We start from the raw sequence: 23,270 nt of genomic DNA on the forward strand, positions 1-23,270 counted from the left end.
GACCAGCTCAACACCCTGGACCACGTGATGCTGGCCGGCTTCACCCACGCGCCGGTGGTTGAGCTGTCCGAACGCCTGGCCGCGCTCACCGGCCTGGGCCACGCCTTCTACGGCAGCGACGGCGCCAGCGCCACCGAGATCGCGCTGAAGATGAGCGCGCACCACTGGCGCAACGCGGGCCGGGCAGGCAAGTGCCGATTTGTCGGCGTGGCCGGCGGCTACCACGGCGAGACCGTGGGCGCGCTGGCCGTGACCGACATTGCGCTGTTTCGCGAGGCCTACGCGCCGCTGGTGCGCCTGGCCGCCACCGTGCCCAGCCCCGACGCGCGGCAGGCCGCGCCCGGCGACACCCCGGCCGACGTGGCCGAGCGGGCGGCGGCCGCCCTGGGCGACTGGCTGACCGAACACGCGCACGAGACCGCCGCCGTGATCATTGAGCCACTGATCCAGTGCGCCGCCGGCATGGCCATGCACGACCCCGTGTACCTGCGGCGTGCGCGCGAGCTGTGTGACCAGCACCAGGTGCACCTGGTGCTCGACGAGATCGCGGTCGGCTTTGGCCGCACCGGCACGCTGTTCGCGCACGAGCAGGCGGGCATTCGCCCCGACTTTCTCTGCCTCTCCAAGGGCCTGACGGGCGGCACGCTGCCGCTGTCGGTGGTGCTCACCACCGACGCGGTGTACGCCGCCTTCTACGACGACGAGGTGGCGCGCGGCTTCCTGCACTCGCACAGCTACACCGGCAACCCGCTGGCCTGTCGCGCGGCGCTGGCCATGCTGGACCTGTTTGAGCAGACCGACGCGCTGCGCCAGAACCTGGGCACCAGCGAGCGCCTGGCCGCGCAGTTCGCGCCGCTCACGGCCCACCCTCGCGTGCGCCACGCGCGCCAGCGCGGCATGGTCTTCGCGTGGGACGTGGCGAGCAGCCTGCCCGACTTCGGTCGCCGCTACGCCCGCCACGCGCTGGCGCAGGGGCTGCTGCTGCGCCCCATCGGCCACACGCTGTACGCCATGCCGCCCTATGTGATCGACGAGGCCGAGGGCGAGCTGCTGGCCCGGGGCGCGATGGCCGCGCTCGACGCCACGCTGGCCGAAGAAACCAGCCCGGCGCCGGTGAGCGGGGTGCCCGATGGCGTTTGACGGCTGCTTCGTCACCGGCACCGACACCGGCGTGGGCAAGACGCTGGTGAGCGCCGCGCTGCTGCACACGCTGGCGCGCCACCATGCTCGCGTGGTCGGCATGAAGCCGGTGGCGGCGGGCCTGGTGCTGCGCGACGGCTCCTGGGTCGCGGAAGACGTGCTGGCGCTGCGTGCCGCGTCCACCGTGGCCGTGCCGCCCGAACTGGACAACCCGGTGGCGCTGCCCGAGCCGCTGTCGCCGCACCTGGCGGCCGCGCGCGCGGGTCGGCGTGTGGACGTGGCGGAGCTGGTGGCGGCGCACCGCGGGCTGCGGGGCCTGGCCGACGTGGTGCTGGTCGAGGGCTCGGGCGGCTGGCGCGTGCCACTCAACGAAGACGAAACCCTGGCCGACCTGGCGGTGGCGCTGGCCCTGCCGGTGGTGCTGGTGGTCGGCCTGCGCCTGGGTTGCCTGAACCACGCGCTGCTGACGGCCGAAGCCATCCGCGCCGACGGCCTGCACTTGGCCGGGTGGGTGGCCAACACCGTGGACCCGGCCATGGCCTGCCGGGACGAGAACATTCAAACGCTGCGCCAGCGCCTGGCCGCGCCGCTGCTGGGCGTGGTGCCCTGGCACCCACAAACCCCCGATGCACGCCAGATCGTGCTGGACCTGCCTGCAACCTGGCAAACAAAGGAAAACCATGAGCTGGCTCAACGAATTTGATGAACGGCTGGCCGCGCTGGACGCGCAGTCGCTGCGCCGCGTGCGCCGCGCGGTCACGCCCGAGCCGGGTGCCCGGCTCAACGTGGACGGCGTGTCGCTGCTGGCCTTCTGCAGCAACGACTACCTGGGCCTCGCGCAAGACCCGCTGCTGCGCCAGGCGGTGCACACCGCGGTGGACCGCTACGGCGTGGGTTCTGGGGCCTCGCCCATGGTGAGCGGCCACAGCGTGGCCAACGCCGCGCTGGAGCGCGAGCTGGCCGAGGCCGTGGGCCTGCCGCGCGCGCTGTATTTCTACGCCGGCTACGCCACCAACGCGAGCATCGTGCCCGCGCTGGTGGGCGAGGGCGACGCGCTGTTCTCCGACGCGCTGAACCACGCCTGCCTGATCGATGGCGCGCGCCTGTCCAAAGCCACGGTGCACCGCTACCGCCATGCCGATCTTCAGCAGCTCGACGCGCTGCTGGCGGCCAGCCCGGCGCGCCGCAAGCTGGTGATCAGCGACGCGGTGTTCAGCATGGACGGCGACGTGGCCGACATCGCTGGCCTGCACGCGCTGTGCGAGCGGCACGATGCCTTGCTGCTGCTCGACGACGCGCACGGCTTTGGCGTGCTCGGGCCGCAGGGCCGTGGCGCGCTGGCCGCCGCCGGCCTCACCGGCGCGGGCGCTTCGCCGCGCGTGCTCTACATGGCCACGCTGGGCAAGGCGCTGGGTGTGGCGGGCGCCTTCGTGGCCGGGCCCGAGCGGCTGGTCGAGTGGCTGCTGCAGAAGACCCGCAGCTACACCTACGCCACCGCCGCGCCGGCCTTGCTGGCCGAGGCGGTGCGCGCCGGGCTGCGCTGCGTGCTCGGCGCCGAGGGCGAGCGCCGCCGCCAGCACCTGGCCGCGCTGATCGCGCAGCTGCGCGCGGGTCTCGCGCCCGGCGCCGACGCGGCGGTGGACGCCGCCGGCTGGGCCCTGATGCCCTCGGACACCGCGATCCAGCCGCTGGTGATCGGCGACAACGAAGCTGCGCTGGACGTGATGGCGCGCCTGCGAGAACAGGGCCTGTGGGTGCCCGCGATCCGCCCGCCCACCGTGCCGGAGGGCACGGCCCGCTTGCGCATCGCCTTGTCGGCCGCGCACCAGGCCGACGACGTGGACCGGCTCCTGGCGGCGCTGCGCTCGGCCGCGGCCGGGCGGCTGGCCCTGGCCGACGCCGCCGCGCTGCAGGGCGCCGCGCCATGACCGACCCGCAGGCGCTGTCGCCGGTGGCCGTGGGCGCCCTCGCGGTGCTGGTGGCGCTGGGGGTGGACCGCCTGTGGGGCGAGCCGGCGGCGCGCTGGCACCCGGTGGTGGGGATGGGGCGCTACCTCGGCTGGGCCGGCGAGCGCATCGCACCCCAGGTGCCCACCCCACAAGCCGACCGGTGGCGCGTGTTCTCGCGCGGTGCCCTGGCCTGGCTGCTGGGTGCCGCGCTGGTGGCGCTGAGCGCCTGGGCGCTGGCCCGTGCGCTGGGCGCGGTGCCGGGGTGGCTGCAGGCGCTGGCGCTGGGCCTGTTGCTCAAGCCGCTGCTGGCCTGGCGCATGCTGCGCGACGAGGTGCGGGCGGTGGAGGCGGCGCTGGGCGAATCGTTGCCGGCCGGACGCGAACGCCTGTCCTGGCTGGTGAGCCGCGATGTGGCCCCGCTGAACACGGCCCAGGTGCGCGAGAGCGCCATCGAAACCCTGGCCGAAAACCTCAACGACTCGGTGGTCGCGCCGCTGTTCTGGTTCGCCGTGGCCGGCCTGCCGGGCGCCGCGCTCTACCGCTTTGCCAACACGGCCGACGCCATGTGGGGCTACCGCGGCGAGCGCCAGGGCCGCGACTGGACCTGGGCGGGCAAGTGGGCCGCGCGGGCCGACGACGTGCTGTCGTGGTTGCCGGCGCGCCTCACGGCCGGATTGCTCGGTGCGGCCGGGCGCTGGCGTGAGTTGCGCGCACAAGCCGGCCTCACCCCCTCGCCCAACAGCGGCTGGCCCATGGCCGCCATGGCGCTGGCGCTGGACGTGAGCCTGGCCAAACCCGGCGTGTACACCCTGCACCCGGCCGGCCGCAGCCCGCAGGCGGCCGACACCGCGCGCGCCTTGCAACTGGCGGGCCGGGTGGTGGGCGGGCTGGCGCTGCTGGCCGGTGGGGTGGCGCTGTGCGCCGCCGGAAGGGTTTGGGCATGACCCCTTCACACGGCGGCCCGGATGCCCTGGGCGTGCCCCGCTGGGACTTTTCCACCAACGCCAACGCCGTCGGGCCGTGCCCCATGGCGCTGGCCGCCGTGCAGCGGGCCGACCCGCAGCACTACCCCGACCCCGGTTACACCGCCCTGCGCGGTGCGCTCGCCGCGTTCCACGGTGTGGCGGTCGAGCGCATCGTGGTCGCGGGCAGCGCCAGCGAGTTCATCGCGCGCGTCACGGCCGCCGTGGCGCGCTCGGGCGGGCGGCGGGTGTGGCTGCCCGCACTGTCCTACGGCGACTACGCGCAGGCCTCGAAGGCATGGGGCCTGCAGCGGGTGAACGAGCCCGCCCAGGCCGACCTGCTCTGGCTGTGCGAACCGTCCAGCCCGCTGGGCACCGCTGAGCCCATGGCGAACGCCGTGGCGGAGCAGGGCGGTGTGGTGGTGGTCGACCGGGCCTACGAGCCGCTGCGCCTGAGCGGGCACTGCAGCCTGAGCGCGGAGGCGCTGGACCGCGTGTGGCAACTCTGGTCGCCCAACAAGGCGATGGGTCTGACGGGCGTGCGCGGTGCCTACGCCATCGCGCCCTTGCACGGCCTGGCCCTCGCCCGCTCGCTCGAACAGTTGGCGCCCTCGTGGCCGCTCGGTGCCCATGCGGTGGCGATGCTCGCGGCCTGGGTGCAGGCCGACGCCCAGCGCTGGCTGGCGCAGAGCCGCGAGCAACTGACCACATGGAAAGCGGCTCAGATCGCGCTGCTCAGCGAACTCGGCTGGGTGTGCCTGCCGAGCGAAGCGAACTATTTCTGCGCCCGGTCGCCGTGCGCGCTGGACATGCCCGCGCTGCGTGCGCAAGGCATCAAACTGCGCGACACCACCTCGTTGGGCCTGCCGGGCCACTGGCGCCTGGGCGTGTTGCCGCCCGCCGCGCAGTCCGCGCTGGCCGTGGCGTTGTGCGATCAGGCCCGCAGGCCAGCCCCCGTCCACCCTGGAGCGAAGGGAAACCATGTTCAGGGCACCCATGGAACCGGCTTGGCCGGGCCACCAGGTGCGTCCCCCCACCGGGGGGAAGACGCGCAGCGGCGCAGGGGGGCTTTCGAATCATGACAGCGGTGTGTGTGATGGTGCTCGGCACCACCAGCGGTGCTGGCAAAAGCTGGCTGACCACGGCGCTGTGCCGCCACTACGCGCGCCAGGGTCTCAAGGTCGCGCCGTTCAAGGCGCAGAACATGAGCAACAACGCCCGGGTGGTGGCCCCCACGCTCCGCCGCTCACGCGGGTCGCTGCCCCCCGAGGGGGCTGATCTTCCTTGGGGCGGCCCTGCGGAAGATCGCTTGCCCGGTGGCGAAATCGGCAGTGCGCAGTATTTCCAGGCGCTCGCCGCGAACGCCGAACCCGAGGTGCGCATGAACCCGCTGCTGCTCAAGCCCGAGGCCGACACGCGCAGCCAGGTGGTCCTGATGGGGCAGGTGAGCGAAGAACTCTCCACCATGCCCTGGCGCGGCCGCAGTGAGAAGGTCTGGCCAGCGATCACCGCCGCGCTGGACGCGCTGCGTGCCGAGAACGACGTGGTGGTGATCGAGGGCGCGGGCTCACCGGCCGAGATCAACCTGCACGCCAGCGACATCGTCAACATGCGCATCGCGCGCCACGCGCAGGCGCGATGCCTGCTCGTGACCGACATCGACCGGGGCGGTGCCTTCGCCCACCTCTACGGCACCTGGGCGCTGCTGCCTGAAGGCGAGCGCGCCTTGATCAAAGGCTTCGTGCTCAACAAGTTCCGTGGCGACGCGGCGCTGCTCGCGCCCGGCCCGCAGATGCTGCAGGACCTGACCGGCGTGCCCACCGTGGCGACGCTGCCGATGTGGTGGCAGCACGGTCTGCCCGAGGAAGATGGTGTCTTCGACGACAAGACACGGGCGTCCGGCGCGGTGAGCAAGACCATCGCCGTCATCGCCTACCCGCGCATCAGCAACCTCGACGAGTTCCAGCCCTTGAAGAACGTGCCCGGTGTGCGCCTGGTCTGGGCGCGCAGCCCGGCCGACTGTGCCGGCGCCGACTGGATCGTGCTGCCGGGGTCGAAGGCCACCGTGGCCGATCTCGCCTGGCTGCGCGCGCAGGGGCTGGACCGCGCCGTGGCCGAACACGCGGCGTCGGGCGGGGCGGTGCTGGGCATCTGCGGTGGGCTGCAGATGCTGGGCGAGGCACTGATCGACACGCATGGCATCGACGGCAACGCGCCCGGCCTGGGCCTGCTGCCGCTGGTGACCGCGTTCGATCCGCAGAAGACCGTGCGCCACACGCAGACGCGTTTCACCGCGCTGGCCGGCCTCTGGGCGGCGCTCTCCTCAGTGAAAGCCGCCGGCTACGAGATCCACCACGGGCAGACCGCCCAGCACCCGGCCATGGCCGCCAAGGGCGACGTGGCGCGCGCCGTGTTGCCTCACGGCCTGGGCTGGCAAAACGACGCCGGCAACGTGCTCGGTGTCTACCTGCACGGTCTGTTTGAAGACCCGCGCGTGCTGCACGCGCTGTTCGGCGCCAGCGCGCCCACGCTCGACAGCGTGTTCGACGGTCTCGCCGATTTCATCGAACAACACGTCGAACCCGGCGTGCTGCAATCCCTCATCCAACCGGACTGAACCATGAGCTTTGCCATTCCCACCCTCCACGACATCGCCCAGCCCGCGCTGGCCGCGCGCCTGCAGCACCTGCTGGACAACAAGACCAAACCACTGGGTTCGCTCGGCCGCGTCGAGGCGCTGGCGCAGCGCATCGGCCTGATCCTCGGCAGCGAAGCGCCCGAGCTGAAAGACCCGCAGCTCGTGGTGTTTGCCGGCGACCACGGCCTGGCCGCGCGCGGCGTCTCGGCCTACCCGAGCGACGTGACCTGGCAGATGGTCGAGAACTTCCTGGCCGGCGGCGCGGCGGTGAGCGTGCTCGCGCGGCAGCACGGCATCGGCCTCACGGTGGTGGACTGCGGCGTGCGGCATGACTTCGCACCCCGGGCCGGTCTCGTGGTCCACAAGGTCGCGCCCGGCACGGCGGACGCCCTCGAAGGCCCGGCCATGAGCGCCGCGCAGCGCGACACCGCGCTGGCCAACGGGGCCGCGCTGGTGAAGGCGCTGCCGGGCAACGCGCTGCTGCTGGGCGAGATGGGCATCGGCAACACCTCGGCCGCGTCCATGCTGCTGTCGCGTCTGGCCGGACTGGCCGTGGCCGACTGCACCGGCGCTGGCACCGGGCTCGACGCCGAGGCCGTGCAACGCAAGATCGGCATCCTGCGCGAGGTGCTGGATCGCCACGCCGACGCCAAGACCCCGCTGGACGCGCTGGCGGCGTTCGGCGGTTTCGAGATCGCGACCATGGTGGGCGCGGTGCTGCAGGCCGCGAGCGAGCGCCGCGTGATCGTGGTGGACGGCTTCATCGCCAGTGCCGCCGTGCTGGTGGCTTCGGCCTTGCAGCCTGCCGTGCTGCAGCGCTGCGTGTTCGCGCACCGCTCGGGCGAACGCGGCCACGCGCTCATGCTCTCGCACCTGCGCGCCGAGCCGCTGCTTGATCTGGGTCTGCGCCTGGGCGAAGGCTCGGGCGCGGCCATGGCCTGGCCGCTGCTGGTGAGTGCCTGCGCGATCCTGCGCGAGATGGCGAGTTTTGAATCGGCGGGGGTGTCACGGCAGGACGAGGCGCCGGTCGTCGGCGCTGCCCAGGTCTGAGGTCGAGGCCGTGGACAACGGTGACTTCGAGCCAGGCAGCCGAGAAACCGGCTCCACCGGGCCACAGGCTGCCCCCCCCGGGGGGGACGACGCGCAGCGGCGCAGGGGGGTGTTCATGCCCCTTCGGCATTTTTTCATCGCCCTCCAGTTCTTCACCCGCATCCCGGTGACAGGCCGGCTGGCGGCCTGGGTGGGCTTCAGCCCGGCCATGTTGCGCGCCAGCGCCGCGCACTTCCCCGGCGTGGGCTGGGTCGTCGGAGCGCCCACGGCGGCGGTGTTCGCTGGCGTGTGGTGGTTCCTGCCCGCGCAACCGGCGGCGCCCTGGGTCGCGGCGCTGCTCAGCACCGTGTTCAGCGTGATGCTGACCGGCGCCTTCCACGAAGACGGCCTCGCCGATACGGCCGACGGCCTGGGCGGCGCGGTGAGTCGGGAGCGCGCGCTGGAGATCATGAAAGATTCGCGCATCGGTTCCTACGGCGCCGTGGCGCTGGTGTTGGCCCTGCTGGGCAAGGTCGCGCTGCTGGCGCTGATCGCGCAGAGCGGGGGCGCGGCGGTGGCGGCCCTGGCGCTGCTGGCCGGGCATGTGACTTCCCGGCTCATGCCACTGTTCGTCATCCACACGCTGCCCCACGTGGGCGACACCCCGCTCTCCAAATCGAAGCCGCTGGCCGAGAGCATCGGCCTCGGCGGCCTCGTGGTGGGGCTGGTCTGGTGGGGGCTGGCGATGGCGCTGGTCCTGTACCTGCTGCCCACCGTGCGCTGGGCGCAGGCCGTGCTGGGCGCGCTGATCGGCCTGGCCTGGATGTGGCGCCTGCTGCGCCGCCGCCTGCAAGGCTTCACCGGCGACGGCCTGGGCGCCACGCAGCAGGTGTGCGAGTTGGCGTTTTACCTGGCGCTGGCTTTTTCGCTGCCCGCGGTCGCACCGTGAAACTCTGGCTGCTGCGCCACGCCCGCGTCACGCTCGACGCCGGGCTCTGTTACGGCGTAAGCGACGTGCCGGCGGGCGCCGCGCTCACGCAGGCCGCCGCCGAAGCTGCTGCCGCGCTGCTGCCGCAGGGGCTGCCGGTCTGGGTGTCGGGCCTGGGCCGCGCGCAGCAACTGGCCCACGCGCTGGGGGCGCTGCGCCCCGATCTGCGACCGGTCATCACCGACACGCGCCTGAACGAAATGGACTTCGGCCACTGGGAGCTGCAGCGCTGGGACGCCGTGCCCCGCGCCGCCTTCGACACCTGGATGGCCGACTTCGCCCACCACCGCTTCGGCGGCGCCGAGAGCACGCAGCAGGTGATTGACCGCGTGGCCGACGCGCTGCAGGGGCTTCGCGAGAGCGGCGCGAGCGAAGCGGTGTGGGTGACGCACGCGGGGGTGATCCGCGCGGCGCAGTTCGTGGCCACGCAGGGGCGCGGTCCGATCGCTGATGTGGCGCAGTGGCCGCGCGAAGCGCCCGAGCCGGGCGGTCACTGCTGCATCAACCTCTGATCAGGGCACACTGTGTCCATGGACACCCCGCCCTCAACCCCCCGCGCCAGCCTCGCCCGCATGAAGGCGCTGGCGCTCGGCCTGCTGTTGCTCGCGGCGGCGGTGTACGTTGTGGCCACGCTGCTCACCCCACAGCACCCCGCCTGGGGTTACGTGGCGGCGGCGGCCGGCGCGGCGGTGGTCGGCGCGCTGGCCGACTGGTTCGCCGTGGTGGCGCTGTTCCGCCACCCGCTGGGCCTGCCGATCCCGCACACCGCCATCATCGTGGCCAACAAGGACCGGCTGGGCGCGCAGCTCGCGCGCTTCCTGGGCACGCACTTCCTCACCGCCGAACACGTGCGCCCCATGCTGACGCGTTGGGACGTGGGGCAGGAACTGGGCCGCTGGCTGGCGCAGCCCGAGTCCGCTGCCCGCGTGGGGCGGTGGCTGCAGCAGGCCACACCGGCTTTGCTCAACGCGCTCGATCAGACGCTGGTGCGCCAGTGGGTGGCGCAACTCGCCCAACGCCTGCTGCGCCAGGTGGACGTGGCGACGCTCGGCGGGCAGGCGCTGGCGGCGCTCACCGCGCACGGCCACCACCAGCAATGGCTCAACGGTCTGCTGCAGCAAATGGCGCACTGGGCCGAACAGGAGGGCGTGCAGGAGCAGCTCACCGAGCGCATCGCGGGCGAACTCAAACAACTCAAGTACGTGGGTCTCGACCAGATGGCCGCGCGCCTGGCGACGCGCAAGCTCGTGGCCGCGCTCACCCACACCCTGGCCGACGTGGCGGCCGACCCTGAGCACGAGCTGCGCCACCGATTTGATGCGTGGATGGCCGAATCCATCCAGCGCCTGCAGACCGACGCCGACTGGCAGGCCCGCGTGGCCACCTGGCGCGACGCCTGGCTGGACCAGCCGCAGTGGAATGAACCCATCGAAGCCTGGTGGCACGAGGTGATGCAGCGCCTGGGCAACGAGGCCCAGCAACCCGACAGCGCCTTGGCCGAGCGCTACGCCAGCGTGGTGCAGACCGCCGGCCGCCAGCTGCTGGCCGACGCCACGCTGCGCGGCTGGCTCAACGCGCAGGCGCAGCAGGTGCTGCTGCGCGCGCTGGAGGGCGGCCGCGAGGGCATCGTCGGCTTCGTGGCGCAGCGGGTGGAAGCCTGGGACGCACACGACATGAGCCGGGTGCTCGAAGAGCACATCGGCCGCGACCTGCAGTTCATCCGCATCAACGGCACGCTGGTGGGGGCGCTGGTGGGGCTGCTGCTGCATGCCGCCACGGTGATCGCCATGGACCTCCCGCTGGTACGGTCCTGGATGCAACCTTAGCCTGTCGTCTTCGGCTTGAAATCGCAGTACGCCGACACCGCGCACTGGTGGCACAGCGGCTTGCGGGCCTGGCACACATAACGCCCCAGCAGGATCAGCCAGTGGTGCGAGTCCACCGCGTAGGCGGGCGGCACGCGTTTCAGCAACTGCTGCTCCACCGCCAGCGGGGTCTTGCCCGGCGCCAAGCCGGTGCGGTTGCTGACTCGGAAGATGTGCGTGTCCACCGCCATGGTGGGCTGGCCGAAGGCCACGTTGAGCACCACGTTGGCCGTCTTGCGGCCCACGCCGGGCAGGGCTTCCAGCGCCTCGCGCGTGCGCGGCACCTCGCCGCCGTGCCGATCCACCAGCATCTGGCAGGTCTGCATCAGGTGCTTCGCCTTGCTGTGGAACAGGCCGATGGTCTTGATGTAGCTCTCCAGCCCGTCGAGCCCGAGCGCCAGGATTTTCTGCGGCGTGTTCGCCACCGGGAACAGCTTGCGCGTCGCCTTGTTCACGCCCACATCGGTGGCCTGGGCCGAGAGCAGCACGGCCGTCAGCAGCTCGAACACGCTGGTGTATTCAAGCTCGGTGACCGGGTGGGGGTTGGCGGCCTGGAGGGTGGCGAAGAACGCCTGGATCTGCGCGGGTTTCATGGCGCGCAGTGTAGTGCGGGCCGGCCCCGCGCGCTGTGCGGCGGGGCCGGCCCCGGTCAGGGCGCTAACATGCGGTCAGCACGCGTTCCGCGCTCCTCCCGTGAACCTTCGAGACACCACGCCATGACCTTTCAGCTGCCCTTTGCCGACCGCCTCAACAACGTCGAAACCTCCGCCATCCGCGAACTCTTCAAGCTGCTCGGCAAGCCCGGCATCATCAGTTTCGCCGGTGGCTTCCCCGACAGCGCGATGTTCGACGTGGACGGCATCCGCGAAGCCGTGAACGCCGCACTCACCGAAGAGCCCGGCGGCGCGCTGCAGTACGGTGCCACCGAGGGCTACAACCCGCTGCGCGAGCAGTTGGCCGCCTTCATGACCAGCAAAGGCAACCAGGGCGTGACCGCCAACGACCTGATCGTCACCACCGGCAGCCAGCAGGCGCTGGACCTGCTGGGCAAGACCCTGGTGTCCCCCGGCGACAAGGTCATCGTCGAAGGCCCCACCTTCCTCGCCACCATCCAGTGCTTCCGCCTCTACGGTGCCGAGCTGATCAGCGCGCCGGTGGACGGCAACGGTGTGGACACCGACGAGCTTGAAAAGCTGATCGAAGAGCACAAGCCCAAGTTCGTCTACCTCATCCCCACCTTCGGCAACCCCAGCGGCGCCATGCTCAGCCTGGAGCGCCGCAAACAGGTGCTGGAGATGGCGGTGAAGCACAACACGCTGATCGTGGAAGACGACCCCTATGGTGACCTCTACTTCGGCGAAGCCCCGCCCCCCAGCCTGCTGGCCCTGAGCGCCAGCGTGCCCGGCAGCCGCGAGCGCCTGGTGCACTGCGGTTCACTCAGCAAGGTGCTGAGCCCTGGCCTGCGCGTGGGCTGGATGGTGGGCCCGGCCGAGCTGCTGGCCAAGGCCACCATGTGCAAACAGTTCAGCGACGCCCACACCAGCACCTTCGCCCAGGCCACCGCCGCGCAGTACCTCAAGGCCGGCCGCATGCCCGCCACGCTCGCCAAGGTGCGCGCCGTCTACGCCGAACGCGCGATGACCATGGGCAACGCCCTGCGGCGCGAGCTGGGTGACGCCATCGAGTTCGTGCAACCGCAAGGCGGCCTGTTCGTCTGGGCCCGCCTCACCGGCAAGGGTGGCAAGGTGGCCGACGGCGGCGAGCTGGCCAAACGCGCGATCGAAAAAGGCGTGGCCTTCGTGCCCGGCGCCCCATTCTTCGCGTCGAACCCCGATCACGCGACCCTGCGCCTGAGCTTTGCCACGGTGGGGGTGGAGAAGATTGAAGAAGGCGTGGGGCGCCTGGGCCAGGCGGTGTGACATGAACCGCTTGCTGCGGCCGGAAAGGCCGTCGGATGCAGAGGCCATCGCCAGCCTGACCACGGCCGCCTTCCTCAACGCGCCCCACACCAGCCACACCGAAGCCTTCATCGTCAACGCGCTGCGCCGCGCCGGGGCGATGAGCGTGTCGCTGGTGGCGGAGCAGGACGGGGCGCTGGTGGGGCATGTGGCCACCTCGCCGGTGGTCATCGCCGACGGCACGCCGGGCTGGCATGGGCTGGGGCCGATTTCGGTGCTGCCGGCACTGCAGGGCCAGGGCCTCGGCTCGGCGCTGATGCACGCCGCCATGAAGGCGCTGCGCGATCAGGGCGCGGTGGGCATCATGCTGGTGGGCGACCCGGCTTACTACCGCCGCTTTGGTTTTCGCCCGGAGCCGCAACTGGTGTACCCGGGCATTCCACCGGAATACTTCATGGTGTTGCCGTTCACCGATGGGTTGCCGCAGGGCACGGTGACCTTCCATGGCGCCTTTGGCGCGACGGCCTGAACCGAATCTGGCGCCACAGGAGCGCTCCCATGGCCAGGGTGAAACGCGGCTTCGGGATGAGCCCGCAGCGCCTCAGCGTTTCCGGCGGCGGGCGAACCAGTGCCCGGCGAACGAGGGCCCGCGAGCCCCTGCGCCGGGTGTGCGGGTCTTGAGCAGGCCGCTGGGCAGGCTGCCGTGGAACAGCGGCAGCAGCGATTCCAGGGAGCGCACGGCGTGGGTTTCATCGTGCAGCTGGCAGAGGTCGGCGTAGAGCTCGGCACGCGCGTACCAGAGGCCTTCCGCGTCCTGTGTGGACGCGATCTGCCGGTGCAGGTGGGGGTTGTGGTCGAGACCGGCTTCGCCGTGCAGCGCCATCATGGCCTGGCGGATGCGGGCGACGGCTTCCTGATCGTGCACCACCTTCTCCACGCCCAGCACAGCCTGTACGCTGTCGCGCAGGCTGTCCATCAGGCTGTTGGACAGGGCGTACAGGGTGTCGCTGGCGGAGGACGGTCGTTTGGGCACGCTGATGGCGCAAGCAGTTGGGCTCCGGCCCGCACACGGCGCGTGCAGCAGGAAGTCAACATGTTACACGCGGCACGGCCGGTTCAGTCAGCCGGCTCGAACTGGTCGGGGTTGCGGCCCTTGAACGGCTTGTAAAACGCCTTGATCGCGGCCATGTCGGCCTCGATGTCGCCGGCGGGTTCAAACACCGGCCCGAGGCCGCTGCGTTTGGCGGCGTAGTCCATGTAGGCCATGACGATGGGCACCCGGGCGCCGAGGGCGATGTAGTAGAAGCCGGTTTTCCAGTAGCGGGCCTTGCTGCGCGTGCCTTCGGGCGGCACGATGAGTTGCAGCGGGCCGTCGGCGTCGATCAGGGCCTGGCTGGAGGCGGCCACGAGGTTGGTGGACTGCTCCCGGTTCACCGGGATGCCGCCCAGCCACATCATGAGGCCGCGAAACGGCGGTTTGAAAATGCTTTGTTTGCCCATCCAGTAGGGATTGAGGCGCAGCGCGAAAGCCACCATCAGCGTGTAGGGAAGGTCCCAGTTGCTGGTGTGCGGCGCGGCGATGAGCACGCTCTTGGCCGCGCCCGGTGGCAGCGCGCCCTCGATGGTCCAGCCCGTGAGCCGCAGAAACGCCACCGACAGTCCGCGCAGCACGGTGTTGACGACCGGGGTGGTGAAGATGGTGCGGTGCATGGGCGGGCAGTATCGCCGATGACGCGGGCGCGACCGGCGCTGTCGGCACGCACGCTACCATCGCGCACCACCCGAAAACCAGGAGACGGATGCATGCCGACATCGCTGAATGTGCAGGGCCTTGAGGTCTTCGTCGAAGGCAGCGGCCCGACCGTGGTGATGCTGCATGGCTGGCCCGATTCCCCTGCGCTCTGGGACGAGACGGTGGCGGCCTTGCGCGACAGCCACCGCTGCGTGCGGTTTGCGCTGCCGGGGTATGACCTGTCAAAGCCGGCGCGCCCTGTGTCGGTGAACGGGATGTGCACGCTGATCGCGGCGGTGGTGGACGCGTTGAGTCCGGACGAGCCGGTGACGCTGCTGCTGCACGACTGGGGCTGTTTCTTCGGCTACGAGTACGCGGCGCGCCACCTGCACCGGGTCACGCGCGTGGCGGGCGCCGACATCGGCGACACCAACACCGGGGCCTACCTCAAGTCGCTCACGGCCAAAGAGAAGCTGATGATCGCGGGCTACCAGCTCTGGCTGGCCGTGGCCTGGAAGCTCGGACCGGCGCTGCCCGGCCTCGCCACCCGCATGACGCGGTTCATGGCGCGCCAGATTGGCTGCCGCACGCCGCCCGAACACATCGGCTGGCAGATGAACTACCCGTATGCGATGCAGTGGTTCGGGTCGTTCGGCGGATTGCGCGGCGTGGCGCGGGTCGACAAGCTGCTCGGCCCGAAGCTGCCCACGCTGTTCTTCTTCGGCAAACGCAAACCCTTCATGTTCCATTCCGCGCGCTGGCTGGCGCAGCTGGCGACCGCACCGGGCTGTGAAGTGAAAGGGCTGGACGCGGGGCACTGGATGATGAAACAGAAGCCCGCCGAGTTCAACGCCACGCTGCGCGCCTGGCTGGACCGGAGCCCGGTGCCGTCGCCCACCGAGGAGGCGAACGCCACGTGAACCCCGAAGACTTGGAGCGCCTGCTGACGGTGGAGATGCCCTACGGCAAATACAAGGGCCGCGTGATCGCCGACCTGCCGGGCAACTACCTCAACTGGTTCGCGCGCGAGGGTTTTCCCAAGGGCGACATCGGTCGTCTGATCGCGCTGATGCACGAGATCGACCACAACGGGCTGAGCGACCTGTTGCTCCCTTTGAGGGAGCGGAAAAAACGGCCCTGATCGGGCACGGTCAGGTGCTGGCGACCAGCGCTTGGTGCACCATCGCCGCCGCCCAGGCGTCGTTGGCAGCGTAGACCAGCTGGGCTTCGCTCAGGCGCGGGTTGGCCCAGTTGGAGGTGGCCGCCTTCTTCGACTTGATGAAACGCTGGTTGAAGAGCACCGCCACCGCGCCCTTGACGCCCATGTCCTTGCGGTAACCCTGTTCACGGAAAATGTGGTTGAGCTCCAGCACGCCGGCGGGTTCCACCAGCAGCTTGGACTTGATGCGCTTGGTGTCGTCGCCCAGGCCGAAGCCGGCCTTGGTGTGGCGGCCGTCGGCCAGCAGACCGGCTACCAGCTCCAGGCAGGCCGGGTCGTGCAGCTGGAACACCCAGGCCTGCTCGCGGGTGGCGAGCTGCACGATGTGTGGTCCATCGGACACCTGGTCCTTGAAAAAGGTGGGCTTGCTCTCGGTGTCGAAACCCCAGTCGGCGTGATCGCGCAGCGCAGCCGCAGCTTCGCGCGCCTGTGGCGCGTTGTCCACCAGAGTGATCTGGTGCAGCCCGAGGCGGCGGAATTCGGGCAGCAGGGCGATTTCTTCCTTGCTCGGGGTGGGGCGGGTGGTGTTCATGGAGGGCAGAGCGGTGGGCACACGGATAATCGGGCCATTGTGCAACGCGCTCCCCGCGCCGCCCGCCGCCCCATGACCTACACCCTCAAACTCTACGTGCCCGACGACACCCAGCCCGGGCAACGGCAGGCGGCCGAGCGGCTGTTTCGCGAGGCGCTGGAGGCGGCTTTGGGCGACGCGGCCATGGTGGCGCCGGTGTACAGCGCCTACCTGAACATCGTGGGGCAACACGGGGAGGTGCCCGACACCGAGGCGCTGACGGTGGACGAGCGTCTGGTGCTGGAGACCTGGCAACAGGCCGAGGCGGCCGCCATGGAGGCCGTGTTCGGCCCGCACCGGCATCTGGACGAAGGCGGCTACCAGATCGTGCTGCCCTCATAATCCGGGTCCGCTTCACGTCCTTCCAGGGCGCCACCACCCTTTGCAGGACCTCCCATGAGAAAAATTTTTGAGCTTCGCCCCGAAGGCAAACACCCGGACCGCGTGCTCGACGCCGTCAAGCACGAGATCCGCAAGTACATGAAGCGCGAGCGCCGCCGCGACCTGCCCGAGGGCGCGCACTTCTGGGACTTCGACTGCCGTTTCGGCGCCGACAAGGACAGCGCGCAGACCGTGCACCCGGCCGAGCTGATCGGCGCACTGGACGCGCTGGTGAAAGAGGGCGCGGTGCAGTGTTATGTGGAGCTGCTGGCCAAGCCGGGTGTGCGCCAGCCGCGTGCGCCGGGCTCAGCGCCTGATCAGGCCACAGACCCCGACGACGAAGCCGCCTGACATCCGGCTGGCCCAGCACCGGCAGGGGCGTGGTTCAGCCCGGCCTCAGTCCTCGCCTTTTTGTGCCGCCGCAGCGGCGCGCAGCTTGTCTTTCTTGCTCGGGCGCTTGCCCTTGATCCCACCCGTGCCCGCTTCGGCTGGCGGGGCCGGGTCGGCGGGTTCGAAGCCGGCGATGTGTTCCAGCGGCAGGCTCATGCCCTGGCGCTTCTCGATCAGCTGCCAGTGCGCCAGCGTGGCAGCGGTCACGAAACTCACCGCCAGGCCGCTTTCGCCCGCACGGCCGGTGCGCCCGATGCGGTGCACGTGGTCCACCGCCGAGCGCGGCAGGTCGTAGTTCACCACCACTGGCAACTGGTCGATGTGGAGGCCGCGCGCGGCGAGGTCGGTCGTGACCACCACGTCCCAGCGCTTTTCCTTGAACTCTTTCAGCGTCTGCTGCCGCGCGCCCTGGCTCAGGCCGCCGTGGAACGAGGTGGCATAGATGTCGCCATGGTGCAGCTTGCCAGCCAGCCGTTCGGCGGCGTATTGCGTGGCCACGAAGACCAGCACGCGTTGCCAGCCGTTGTCTTTGATCAACTGGCGCAGCAACTGCGTGCGGCGCTTGTCGTCCACCGCGATGGCGCGTTGCAGCACCACGGGCGCTTCGTCCTGCGCGGGCGAGGGCACGTCCACGCGCAGCGGCTCGTGCAGCAGCTCGCGCGCCAGCGTTTCCACCGCCGGCGGGAACGTGGCCGAGAAAAACAGGTTCTGCCGCTGCGCCGGCAGCAGCGCCAGCACGCGCGAGAGTTCGTCGGCGAAGCCGAGGTCGAGCAGGCGGTCGGCCTCGTCGAGCACCAGCAGCTCCACCGCGCCCAGTTTGAGCGCGTTGTGTTCCTCCAGGTCGAGCAGGCGCCCGGGCGTGGCGACCACCACGTCGGCGCCGCCGCGCAGCGCCATCAGCTGCGGGTTGATGGACACACCGCCGAACGCCACGATCAGCTTGGGCCGGGGCGCCAGCTTCTCGGCCAGCAAACGCAGCACCTCGCCCACCTGGGCCGCGAGCTCGCGCGTGGGCACCAGCACCAGCGCGCGCACGCGGCGCGGCGTGTGCGCGGGGCCGCCTGCGTCCTGCCCTTGCCAGCGCTGTAGCAAAGGCAGGGCGTAGGCGGCGGTTTTGCCCGAGCCGGTCTGGGCGGTGGCGAGCAGGTCGCCGCCGGCGAGCACGGCCGGAATGGCGTCGGTCTGGACGGGGGTGGGCGCGGTGAAACCGAGATCGGCGGCGGCCTGGGCGAGGGATGGGACAAGCCCGAGGGAGGTGAATGGCATGTGCGGTGTCTTTTGCCCAGTTTAACGGGCGGCCCTCTGAGCGGCATTCTGAGGTGGCCCGCGCTACGATGCGTGCCCATGAAAAACAAGTTGTTGTCAGGCGGGCTGGTGTATTCGACCGAGTCCGGCCGCATGTGTCCCGGCTGCCGTCAGCCGGTCGCCCAGTGCACCTGCGGTCAGAAGGCCATCCCTCAAGGCGACGGCACGGTGCGCGTGTCGCGCGAGACCAAGGGGCGCGGCGGCAAGGCGGTGACCTTGGTCAAGGGCGTGGCGCTGGACGAGGCCGGACTGACCGCGCTGGGCAAGCAGCTCAAGGCGGCCTGCGGCAGTGGCGGCACGGTGAAAGACGGCGTGATCGAGATCCAGGGTGAGCACATCGAACGGGTGATCGCCACATTGAAGGCCCAAGGTCACAGCGTCAAGCGTTCAGGCGGTTGAACGACAGCGTCAGAAGAAGCGCGCCCACCACGGCCGAAGGCGCATGCCCAGCTCGGAGGTGTAGCCGGCCGTGGGCGTGCGCAAGCGCCCCTGGGTGTCCACCACCATGAAGGCCGGCACCGAGGCCACCCCGAGCGAGCGGGCAATGTCGCTGCGCGGATCGACCGCGGTGGCCCAGGGCAGCTGGCGCTGCACCAACACCTTCTGAACCCTGTCGGCAGGCCCCGACTGCATGGCCACGGTCAGCACCGGGTGGTCGCGCGAGAGGCGCGTGACGCTGTGTTCTTCGGTGCGGCAGATCGGACACCAGTCGGCCCAGACGTGCAGCGCCACCGGCTGGCCGGGACGGGCTGCGCGCCAGGCGGCAAGACTGGTCTCCTGGCGGCTTCCGTCAGGCTGTATCAGCGTCAGGCTGAAATCAGGCGCCGAGCCCGAAGGCACGTGGCGGGTCTGCCAGGCCTGCGCGCCAGCGAAAATCACCAGCACCATCAACAGGGTGCCGAGGTGCGACTTCCAGTTGCGGCGCAGCGCGGAAAGGAGGTGTTTCAACACACTCACAGTTCGCCCATGGTGATCAGCGACAGCACGTCGGGCTGCATCAGTTCGTCGATGCCCGGCTCGGCGGGCGCCCAGGGCCTGAGCCACAGCAGCGTCGCCAGCACCACCACCATCAACGCGCCGCGCCACACCCGAGGGAGCTCGCGCCAGCCGGCCTGCACGGTGGCCAGCGGTCCGGCGTGGACCACGGGCTGGGCGGCGGAGCTGCGTTGCTGCCATTGAGCCATGGCGCGTGCCTCCAACGCGGCGAGGCCCTCGTCGGGCGAGCGCACGAATGCGTCGCGCAGGCCTTGTTTCAGGCGGGCGTCGCTGTCGGGTTCGGACGGGGTGGGACGGGTGTTCATGGGGTGCTCTCCTGGAGCTGGCGTCGGAGGGCGGTCTTCGCCCGGTGCAGCAGTTGGTGTGCGGCGTTGCGGTCAAGTTCCATCGAGCGGGCGATGTCGGCCACGTCGGCGTCGGCGTAGGCCCACATGGCCAGGGCCATGCGCTGGCGCGCGGGCAGGCGCGCCATGGCGGTCTGCAGCTGGGTGGCGCTCAGCGCGGGCAGGCTGTCGGGAGCGTCCGCCTGGTCGTGCTGCCAGGCGTCCGACAGCTCGGCCAGCTGTTCGGGGTCGGCGCTGAGTTCGCGGCGCCGGGTGAGCCAGGTCTTGCAGCGGTTGATGACGATGGTGTTGAAGAAGGTGCCGAGCGCGGCGCCGTGGGTGTCGCTCGGTTGGCTGTTCCACAGGCGCAGAAACGATTCCTGCACCACGTCTTCCGCGTCTTCGCGCCGCGCCAGCATCTGCATGGCCAGGCCCATGGCCTGTGGGGTGAGCTGGTGGACCAGGTCTCGGGCGCTGGGCGCGTGGCCGTCGCAGGCCGCGCGCCACAGTGCCCAGCCATCACCACGGGGCACGCTCGCCGGGCCGGGCGCCAGCGCGCGGCCGACCCAGCGACCGAGGCCCTGGAGGGAGGCGCTCAGGCCCACGGCGGCAGGGGGTTCGCTCATGGGTTCAGTTGGTCGGGAGTTTTTCGCGCAGGGCCCGCCGTTCGGCCGGGCTGAGCTTGTTGAGCATGTCGCGCCGCTGACGCAGCAGCTCGCGGCGTTCGGCCAGGGTCATCTGGCCCACCTGATCGCGGCGCTCGTCGGCGAGGCGGCGTTTTTCTTCGGGGGTCAGCGCCTGCCAGCGTTGGCGGGCCTGTTCGATGAGGGCCTGCCGCTCCTGGGGTGTCAGCGTCTCCAGCTGCTCGCGCAGGCGCTGGCGGAAGGCCTGGCGTTCTGCGGGCGAGGCGTCCTTGAGTCGCCGCTTGATCTCGGCCTGCTGGGCGGGGCTGAGGCGCGACCATTCGCGCGCGTCGGGCGCGGTCAGGGGCGCGGCCTGCGCGACGGCGCTGCACAGCAGGGCGCCGCAGGCCAGCCAGCGGACCAGCAGCGAACAGAAGGTGTGGTTCATGTGGACAAGGGACGGGACGGAGGGCGGGAACGGAGTGTCTGCCACCGCTTCAACCCCGCCCGGCTTGGGTTCTTACGCCATACCCCAGCGTTTTACACGGGTTGAGCCTCGGTAGCGTAAGCCGCGGGTCCGGTGCTGGTTCAAAGCAGGCGAGGGCCACCCCGGCCCCGACACCCCAACCCAAAGGAAGCACCGTGAACCACTGGCTCAAACCCCTGACCGCCGCCGCCCTCGGCCTGACCCTGTTCGCTGCTCAGGCGCAAGCGGGCGACCTGCAGTCCCAACGCGTGGACAACCGGCAGGCCCGCCAGTCCCACCGCATCACCCAGGGGGTGGGGTCTGGTCAGATCACCCCGGTGGAGCAGGCCCGTCTTGAGCAACAGCAGCGCCACATCAACCGGCTCGAAGGCCGTATCGAGGCGGACGGTCAGGTGACGGGCCGGGAAGCCGTGCGCATCGAGAAGGCGCAGGACCGCGCCAGCCACAAGATCCGCCGCACCAAGCACAACCGCCGCACGGCAGGCTGAGGGACGCCTTGTGTGGCCTTGAGGATCAGCGCAGCACTTCGAGCAGGCGGTCGAGCCCGCCCTCGTTGATGGCGACCATGGCCTGCTCACGCACCTTGGGCTTCGCGTGATAGGCCACCGAGAGGCCTGCCACGCCCATCATCGGCAGGTCGTTGGCGCCGTCGCCCATGGCGATGCACTGACCGGGTTCGATGCCCAGCAGCGAGGCCACTTCCAGCAGCGTGCGGCGCTTTTCGGCACCGTCGCAGATGTCGCCCCAGGCCTGGTCCACCATGCGGCCGGTGAGCTGGCCGCAGTTGGGGCCACTCTCGATTTCCAGCACATTGGATCGTGTGAAATCGATGCCGAGCCGGTCGCGCACGCGGTCGGTGAAATAGGTGAAACCGCCCGAGACCAGCAGCACTTTCAGGCCTGCGGCCTTGCAGGCCTTCACCAGCGCTTCGGCGCCCGGGTTGAGCTGCAGGCGTTCGGCCAGCACCTGTTCCATGTGGGCCACGGTCACGCCGCGCAGCAGCGCGACGCGCTGGCGCAGGCTCTCTTTGTAGTCGGTGATCTCGCCGCGCATGGCGGCTTCGGTGATGGCGGCCACTTCGGCCTTGCGGCCAGCGGCGTCGGCAATTTCGTCCACACACTCGATGTTGATGAGCGTGGAGTCCATGTCGAATGCGATGAGCTTGAAGTCCTTGAGGTTCAGCGGCGGCGTGAAGCCCTGAACGGTGAGGCCGGGGGCGAATTCGGTGGGGGAAGAGGTCATCCCGGAATTATTGCGGATGCCGGGATGCTCGTTCGATTCAGGACCTGGGCTGTGCCAGCACCTGGGTCATCGTGCCAATCTGCGCCTTCAGATCGCTGCCCACCAGGTCGGCCACCGACTGCTGGTCGCTGGTCACGGTGAGGCCGGCGGCCTGCAGCTTGGCTTTCATGTCTTCGGTGCTGGTGCCGGCCACCTGGGCCAGCACGGTGATCGGGGCCTTGGCCAGGGCGCGCACCGGGGGGGCGAAACCGGGGTCGTTGCCACCGCTGCCGCCGGCGGGGATGAAGCTCAGGGCGAGCACCACGGCGAACAGGCCCATGATCACGCGACCCGGCGTCTGTTTGAAGTAGCGCTTGAAGGCCGGCATGTTCAGCAGCACGTGCAGCGCCACGCCCATCACCATGGCCCAGCTCAGCCACTCGTGCGCGGTCTTGTTCAGGCCCGAATCGAAATGGAAAAACATCAGCACGCCGGTGATGGCGGACAGGAAAAAGGCGCCGATCACGACCGGCGTGATCCATGGGCGGTGGGGGTTCAGGTTCATGGCGTTCCTCCGATGGCTGTTGCGACGCAGCCAGTTTCCGTCGGTGCCATGAACAAACCCTGGCCGGTGTGTGAATACCGTGTAAACCGGGGCAGGGATCGCTCAGACCTTGACGTGGATCAAGCGGTTCCAGCCGGCTCGGGGGCCTTCACCGGTTGCCCCAGCGAGCGCAGCACGTCGCGCACCAGTTGCACCCGGTCTTTCACCTCGGGCAGTGCTCGCTCGATGCGCAGCTTCTCGTTGCCCGCGAGCTTGATGTGCCGGTTTTTCTGGATCAGCTCGATGATGCGCATCGGCTCGATGGGCGGGTTGGCCTTGAAGGTGATGTTGGTGACGCCTGGCGCCGCATCGACCTTGACCACGCCGTAGGGTGCGCTGATGCAACGCAGGCGGTGCACGTCGATCAGCGTCTGCGCCTGGGCCGGCAGCTTGCCGAAGCGGTCCACGATCTCTTCCAGCAGCGCGTCCACCTGGTCGGTGGTCTTGGCGGTGGCGAGCTTCTTGTAGAACGAGAGCCGCAGGTGCACGTCACCACAGTAGTCGCTGGGCAGCAGGGCGGGGGCGTGCAGGTTGATGTCGGTGGTGACCGACAGCGGCGAGAGCAGGTCCGGCTCGCGCCCGGCTTTGAGCGAGCGCACGGCTTCGTTGAGCATCTCGTTGTAGAGCTGGAAGCCGACCTCCAGCATGTTGCCGCTCTGGTTTTCGCCCAGCACCTCGCCGGCGCCGCGGATTTCCAGGTCGTGCATGGCGAGGTAGAAGCCGCTGCCCAGCTCTTCCATCTGCTGGATCGCGTCGAGCCGCTGCGCGGCCTGCTTGGTCAGGCCTTCGATGTCCGGCACCATGAGGTAGGCGTAGGCTTGGTGGTGGCTGCGGCCCACGCGGCCGCGCAGCTGGTGCAGCTGGGCCAGGCCGAACTTGTCGGCGCGACTCATGACGATGGTGTTGGCCGTGGGCACGTCGATGCCGGTCTCGATGATGGTCGAGCACA

Annotated in this window: 30 protein-coding genes; 18 read left to right on the plus strand and 12 right to left on the minus strand. The window is 70.3% G+C overall.

Annotation, left to right across the window (positions count from 1 at the left end):
• The 10 genes from bioA to IV088_RS11265 all read left to right on the plus strand — a co-directional run.
• A partial coding sequence (gene bioA / locus IV088_RS11220; RefSeq protein ID WP_291101867.1) for an adenosylmethionine--8-amino-7-oxononanoate transaminase occupies positions 1-1,140 on the plus strand: 1,140 nt, incomplete at its 5' end.
• The gene (gene bioD, locus IV088_RS11225; protein WP_291101869.1) at positions 1,130-1,843 is read left to right on the plus strand and encodes a dethiobiotin synthase; all 714 of its coding nucleotides are present in this window, start codon (positions 1,130-1,132) and stop codon (positions 1,841-1,843) included. The genes bioA and bioD, both read left to right, overlap by 11 nt.
• A complete protein-coding gene (gene bioF, locus IV088_RS11230) occupies positions 1,821-3,068 on the plus strand; it encodes an 8-amino-7-oxononanoate synthase (RefSeq protein ID WP_291101871.1) in 1,248 nt (415 codons plus the stop codon). Before bioD ends, bioF begins: the two co-directional genes overlap by 23 nt.
• Positions 3,065-4,033, plus strand: a complete 969-nt coding sequence (cbiB, locus tag IV088_RS11235) for an adenosylcobinamide-phosphate synthase CbiB (protein WP_291101873.1) — start codon at positions 3,065-3,067, stop codon at positions 4,031-4,033. The genes bioF and cbiB overlap by 4 nt, the downstream gene beginning before the upstream one ends.
• Complete coding sequence (locus IV088_RS11240; protein ID WP_291101875.1) at positions 4,030-5,133, plus strand: aminotransferase class I/II-fold pyridoxal phosphate-dependent enzyme; 1,104 nt, start codon at positions 4,030-4,032, stop codon at positions 5,131-5,133. Before cbiB ends, IV088_RS11240 begins: the two co-directional genes overlap by 4 nt.
• Complete coding sequence (locus IV088_RS11245) at positions 5,130-6,668, plus strand: cobyric acid synthase (protein ID WP_291101877.1); 1,539 nt, start codon at positions 5,130-5,132, stop codon at positions 6,666-6,668. Before IV088_RS11240 ends, IV088_RS11245 begins: the two co-directional genes overlap by 4 nt.
• Positions 6,669-6,671: 3 nt before the next feature.
• Positions 6,672-7,739: a nicotinate-nucleotide--dimethylbenzimidazole phosphoribosyltransferase gene (gene cobT, locus IV088_RS11250; protein ID WP_291101879.1), complete on the plus strand. Its 1,068-nt coding sequence runs from the start codon at positions 6,672-6,674 to the stop codon at positions 7,737-7,739.
• A 115-nt stretch (positions 7,740-7,854) separates the two neighbouring features.
• On the plus strand, positions 7,855-8,667 hold the full coding sequence (locus tag IV088_RS11255) for an adenosylcobinamide-GDP ribazoletransferase (protein ID WP_291101881.1): 813 nt from the start codon (positions 7,855-7,857) through the stop codon (positions 8,665-8,667).
• Positions 8,664-9,218, plus strand: coding sequence for a histidine phosphatase family protein (locus IV088_RS11260; RefSeq protein ID WP_291101883.1), 555 nt, complete (start codon positions 8,664-8,666; stop codon positions 9,216-9,218). Before IV088_RS11255 ends, IV088_RS11260 begins: the two co-directional genes overlap by 4 nt.
• Positions 9,219-9,236: 18 nt before the next feature.
• Positions 9,237-10,532 (plus strand): DUF445 domain-containing protein, encoded by a 1,296-nt coding sequence (locus IV088_RS11265; protein ID WP_291101885.1) that lies wholly within the window; start codon positions 9,237-9,239, stop codon positions 10,530-10,532.
• On the opposite strand, the gene nth is transcribed toward IV088_RS11265, so the two are convergent.
• A complete protein-coding gene (gene nth, locus IV088_RS11270) occupies positions 10,529-11,164 on the minus strand; it encodes an endonuclease III (RefSeq protein WP_291101887.1) in 636 nt (211 codons plus the stop codon). The genes IV088_RS11265 and nth overlap by 4 nt on opposite strands.
• Before the next feature lie 135 nt (positions 11,165-11,299).
• Here nth and IV088_RS11275 point away from each other — a divergent pair, with 135 nt between their 5' ends.
• Both IV088_RS11275 and IV088_RS11280 read left to right on the plus strand, forming a co-directional pair.
• On the plus strand, positions 11,300-12,490 hold the full coding sequence (locus IV088_RS11275; RefSeq protein ID WP_291101925.1) for a PLP-dependent aminotransferase family protein: 1,191 nt from the start codon (positions 11,300-11,302) through the stop codon (positions 12,488-12,490).
• A gap of 1 nt (position 12,491) precedes the next feature.
• Positions 12,492-12,998 (plus strand): GNAT family N-acetyltransferase, encoded by a 507-nt coding sequence (locus IV088_RS11280; RefSeq protein ID WP_291101889.1) that lies wholly within the window; start codon positions 12,492-12,494, stop codon positions 12,996-12,998.
• A 72-nt stretch (positions 12,999-13,070) separates the two neighbouring features.
• On the opposite strand, the gene IV088_RS11285 is transcribed toward IV088_RS11280, so the two are convergent.
• Positions 13,071-13,502, minus strand: a complete 432-nt coding sequence (locus tag IV088_RS11285) for a hypothetical protein (RefSeq protein ID WP_291101891.1) — start codon at positions 13,500-13,502, stop codon at positions 13,071-13,073.
• An 83-nt stretch (positions 13,503-13,585) separates the two neighbouring features.
• The gene (locus tag IV088_RS11290) at positions 13,586-14,179 is read right to left on the minus strand and encodes a lysophospholipid acyltransferase family protein (protein WP_291101893.1); all 594 of its coding nucleotides are present in this window, start codon (positions 14,177-14,179) and stop codon (positions 13,586-13,588) included.
• A 93-nt stretch (positions 14,180-14,272) separates the two neighbouring features.
• Between IV088_RS11290 and IV088_RS11295 the strand changes: the two genes are divergently transcribed.
• Both IV088_RS11295 and IV088_RS11300 read left to right on the plus strand, forming a co-directional pair.
• Complete coding sequence (locus tag IV088_RS11295; protein WP_291101895.1) at positions 14,273-15,121, plus strand: alpha/beta fold hydrolase; 849 nt, start codon at positions 14,273-14,275, stop codon at positions 15,119-15,121.
• Positions 15,118-15,342 (plus strand): DUF3820 family protein, encoded by a 225-nt coding sequence (locus IV088_RS11300; RefSeq protein ID WP_291101897.1) that lies wholly within the window; start codon positions 15,118-15,120, stop codon positions 15,340-15,342. The genes IV088_RS11295 and IV088_RS11300 overlap by 4 nt, the downstream gene beginning before the upstream one ends.
• Positions 15,343-15,352: 10 nt before the next feature.
• Here IV088_RS11300 and IV088_RS11305 read toward each other — a convergent pair whose 3' ends face one another.
• Positions 15,353-15,952, minus strand: a complete 600-nt coding sequence (locus IV088_RS11305) for a 3'-5' exonuclease (RefSeq protein WP_291101900.1) — start codon at positions 15,950-15,952, stop codon at positions 15,353-15,355.
• A 39-nt stretch (positions 15,953-15,991) separates the two neighbouring features.
• Between IV088_RS11305 and IV088_RS11310 the strand changes: the two genes are divergently transcribed.
• Positions 15,992-16,333, plus strand: a complete 342-nt coding sequence (locus IV088_RS11310; protein WP_291101902.1) for a hypothetical protein — start codon at positions 15,992-15,994, stop codon at positions 16,331-16,333.
• Positions 16,334-16,387: 54 nt separating this feature from the next.
• The gene (locus IV088_RS11315; protein WP_291101904.1) at positions 16,388-16,723 is read left to right on the plus strand and encodes a DUF6172 family protein; all 336 of its coding nucleotides are present in this window, start codon (positions 16,388-16,390) and stop codon (positions 16,721-16,723) included.
• A gap of 45 nt (positions 16,724-16,768) precedes the next feature.
• On the opposite strand, the gene IV088_RS11320 is transcribed toward IV088_RS11315, so the two are convergent.
• A complete protein-coding gene (locus tag IV088_RS11320) occupies positions 16,769-18,028 on the minus strand; it encodes a DEAD/DEAH box helicase (protein ID WP_291101906.1) in 1,260 nt (419 codons plus the stop codon).
• 78 nt (positions 18,029-18,106) lie between these two features.
• Between IV088_RS11320 and IV088_RS11325 the strand changes: the two genes are divergently transcribed.
• On the plus strand, positions 18,107-18,466 hold the full coding sequence (locus IV088_RS11325; RefSeq protein ID WP_291101907.1) for a translation initiation factor Sui1: 360 nt from the start codon (positions 18,107-18,109) through the stop codon (positions 18,464-18,466).
• Between the two features lie 9 nt (positions 18,467-18,475).
• On the opposite strand, the gene IV088_RS11330 is transcribed toward IV088_RS11325, so the two are convergent.
• The 4 genes from IV088_RS11330 to IV088_RS11345 are packed head-to-tail and all read right to left on the minus strand — an operon-like array spanning position 18,476 to position 20,457.
• Positions 18,476-19,015, minus strand: coding sequence for a redoxin domain-containing protein (locus tag IV088_RS11330; RefSeq protein ID WP_291101909.1), 540 nt, complete (start codon positions 19,013-19,015; stop codon positions 18,476-18,478).
• 5 nt (positions 19,016-19,020) lie between these two features.
• Complete coding sequence (locus tag IV088_RS11335) at positions 19,021-19,368, minus strand: hypothetical protein (protein WP_291101911.1); 348 nt, start codon at positions 19,366-19,368, stop codon at positions 19,021-19,023.
• Positions 19,365-20,012, minus strand: a complete 648-nt coding sequence (locus IV088_RS11340) for an RNA polymerase sigma factor (RefSeq protein ID WP_291101913.1) — start codon at positions 20,010-20,012, stop codon at positions 19,365-19,367. Before IV088_RS11340 ends, IV088_RS11335 begins: the two co-directional genes overlap by 4 nt.
• 4 nt (positions 20,013-20,016) lie before the next feature.
• Positions 20,017-20,457 (minus strand): DUF3106 domain-containing protein, encoded by a 441-nt coding sequence (locus IV088_RS11345; RefSeq protein ID WP_291101915.1) that lies wholly within the window; start codon positions 20,455-20,457, stop codon positions 20,017-20,019.
• 194 nt (positions 20,458-20,651) lie between these two features.
• On the opposite strand from IV088_RS11345, the gene IV088_RS11350 reads away from it, so the two are divergent.
• Positions 20,652-20,984, plus strand: a complete 333-nt coding sequence (locus IV088_RS11350; protein WP_291101917.1) for a hypothetical protein — start codon at positions 20,652-20,654, stop codon at positions 20,982-20,984.
• Between the two features lie 25 nt (positions 20,985-21,009).
• On the opposite strand, the gene serB is transcribed toward IV088_RS11350, so the two are convergent.
• The 3 genes from serB to IV088_RS11365 form a co-directional block, all read right to left on the minus strand.
• Positions 21,010-21,738, minus strand: a complete 729-nt coding sequence (gene serB, locus IV088_RS11355) for a phosphoserine phosphatase SerB (RefSeq protein WP_291101919.1) — start codon at positions 21,736-21,738, stop codon at positions 21,010-21,012.
• 37 nt (positions 21,739-21,775) lie between these two features.
• On the minus strand, positions 21,776-22,282 hold the full coding sequence (locus IV088_RS11360) for a DUF4405 domain-containing protein (protein ID WP_291101921.1): 507 nt from the start codon (positions 22,280-22,282) through the stop codon (positions 21,776-21,778).
• Positions 22,283-22,401: 119 nt separating this feature from the next.
• Positions 22,402-23,270, minus strand: an 869-nt coding sequence (locus IV088_RS11365) for a TRCF domain-containing protein (protein ID WP_291101923.1), incomplete at its 5' end; no start/stop codon positions are given.

This window comes from Hydrogenophaga sp., assembly GCF_018780075.1.
Classification (GTDB): Bacteria; Pseudomonadota; Gammaproteobacteria; order Burkholderiales; family Burkholderiaceae_C; genus Hydrogenophaga.

What these genes read in the sequence shown, in the direction of transcription:
- bioD (WP_291101869.1), top strand. Translation starts at nt 1,130, where the DNA reads ATGGCGTTTGACGGCTGCTTCGTCACCGGCACCGACACCGGCGTGGGC.
- bioF (WP_291101871.1), top strand. Translation starts at nt 1,821, where the DNA reads ATGAGCTGGCTCAACGAATTTGATGAACGGCTGGCCGCGCTGGACGCG.
- cbiB (WP_291101873.1), top strand. Translation starts at nt 3,065, where the DNA reads ATGACCGACCCGCAGGCGCTGTCGCCGGTGGCCGTGGGCGCCCTCGCG.
- IV088_RS11240 (WP_291101875.1), top strand. Translation starts at nt 4,030, where the DNA reads ATGACCCCTTCACACGGCGGCCCGGATGCCCTGGGCGTGCCCCGCTGG.
- IV088_RS11245 (WP_291101877.1), top strand. Translation starts at nt 5,130, where the DNA reads ATGACAGCGGTGTGTGTGATGGTGCTCGGCACCACCAGCGGTGCTGGC.
- cobT (WP_291101879.1), top strand. Translation starts at nt 6,672, where the DNA reads ATGAGCTTTGCCATTCCCACCCTCCACGACATCGCCCAGCCCGCGCTG.
- IV088_RS11255 (WP_291101881.1), top strand. Translation starts at nt 7,855, where the DNA reads ATGCCCCTTCGGCATTTTTTCATCGCCCTCCAGTTCTTCACCCGCATC.
- IV088_RS11265 (WP_291101885.1), top strand. Translation starts at nt 9,237, where the DNA reads ATGGACACCCCGCCCTCAACCCCCCGCGCCAGCCTCGCCCGCATGAAG.
- nth (WP_291101887.1), bottom strand. Translation starts at nt 11,164, where the DNA reads ATGAAACCCGCGCAGATCCAGGCGTTCTTCGCCACCCTCCAGGCCGCC.
- IV088_RS11280 (WP_291101889.1), top strand. Translation starts at nt 12,492, where the DNA reads ATGAACCGCTTGCTGCGGCCGGAAAGGCCGTCGGATGCAGAGGCCATC.
- IV088_RS11290 (WP_291101893.1), bottom strand. Translation starts at nt 14,179, where the DNA reads ATGCACCGCACCATCTTCACCACCCCGGTCGTCAACACCGTGCTGCGC.
- IV088_RS11295 (WP_291101895.1), top strand. Translation starts at nt 14,273, where the DNA reads ATGCCGACATCGCTGAATGTGCAGGGCCTTGAGGTCTTCGTCGAAGGC.
- IV088_RS11305 (WP_291101900.1), bottom strand. Translation starts at nt 15,952, where the DNA reads ATGAACACCACCCGCCCCACCCCGAGCAAGGAAGAAATCGCCCTGCTG.
- IV088_RS11315 (WP_291101904.1), top strand. Translation starts at nt 16,388, where the DNA reads ATGAGAAAAATTTTTGAGCTTCGCCCCGAAGGCAAACACCCGGACCGC.
- IV088_RS11320 (WP_291101906.1), bottom strand. Translation starts at nt 18,028, where the DNA reads ATGCCATTCACCTCCCTCGGGCTTGTCCCATCCCTCGCCCAGGCCGCC.
- IV088_RS11325 (WP_291101907.1), top strand. Translation starts at nt 18,107, where the DNA reads ATGAAAAACAAGTTGTTGTCAGGCGGGCTGGTGTATTCGACCGAGTCC.
- IV088_RS11335 (WP_291101911.1), bottom strand. Translation starts at nt 19,368, where the DNA reads ATGAACACCCGTCCCACCCCGTCCGAACCCGACAGCGACGCCCGCCTG.
- IV088_RS11340 (WP_291101913.1), bottom strand. Translation starts at nt 20,012, where the DNA reads ATGAGCGAACCCCCTGCCGCCGTGGGCCTGAGCGCCTCCCTCCAGGGC.
- IV088_RS11345 (WP_291101915.1), bottom strand. Translation starts at nt 20,457, where the DNA reads ATGAACCACACCTTCTGTTCGCTGCTGGTCCGCTGGCTGGCCTGCGGC.
- serB (WP_291101919.1), bottom strand. Translation starts at nt 21,738, where the DNA reads ATGACCTCTTCCCCCACCGAATTCGCCCCCGGCCTCACCGTTCAGGGC.
- IV088_RS11360 (WP_291101921.1), bottom strand. Translation starts at nt 22,282, where the DNA reads ATGAACCTGAACCCCCACCGCCCATGGATCACGCCGGTCGTGATCGGC.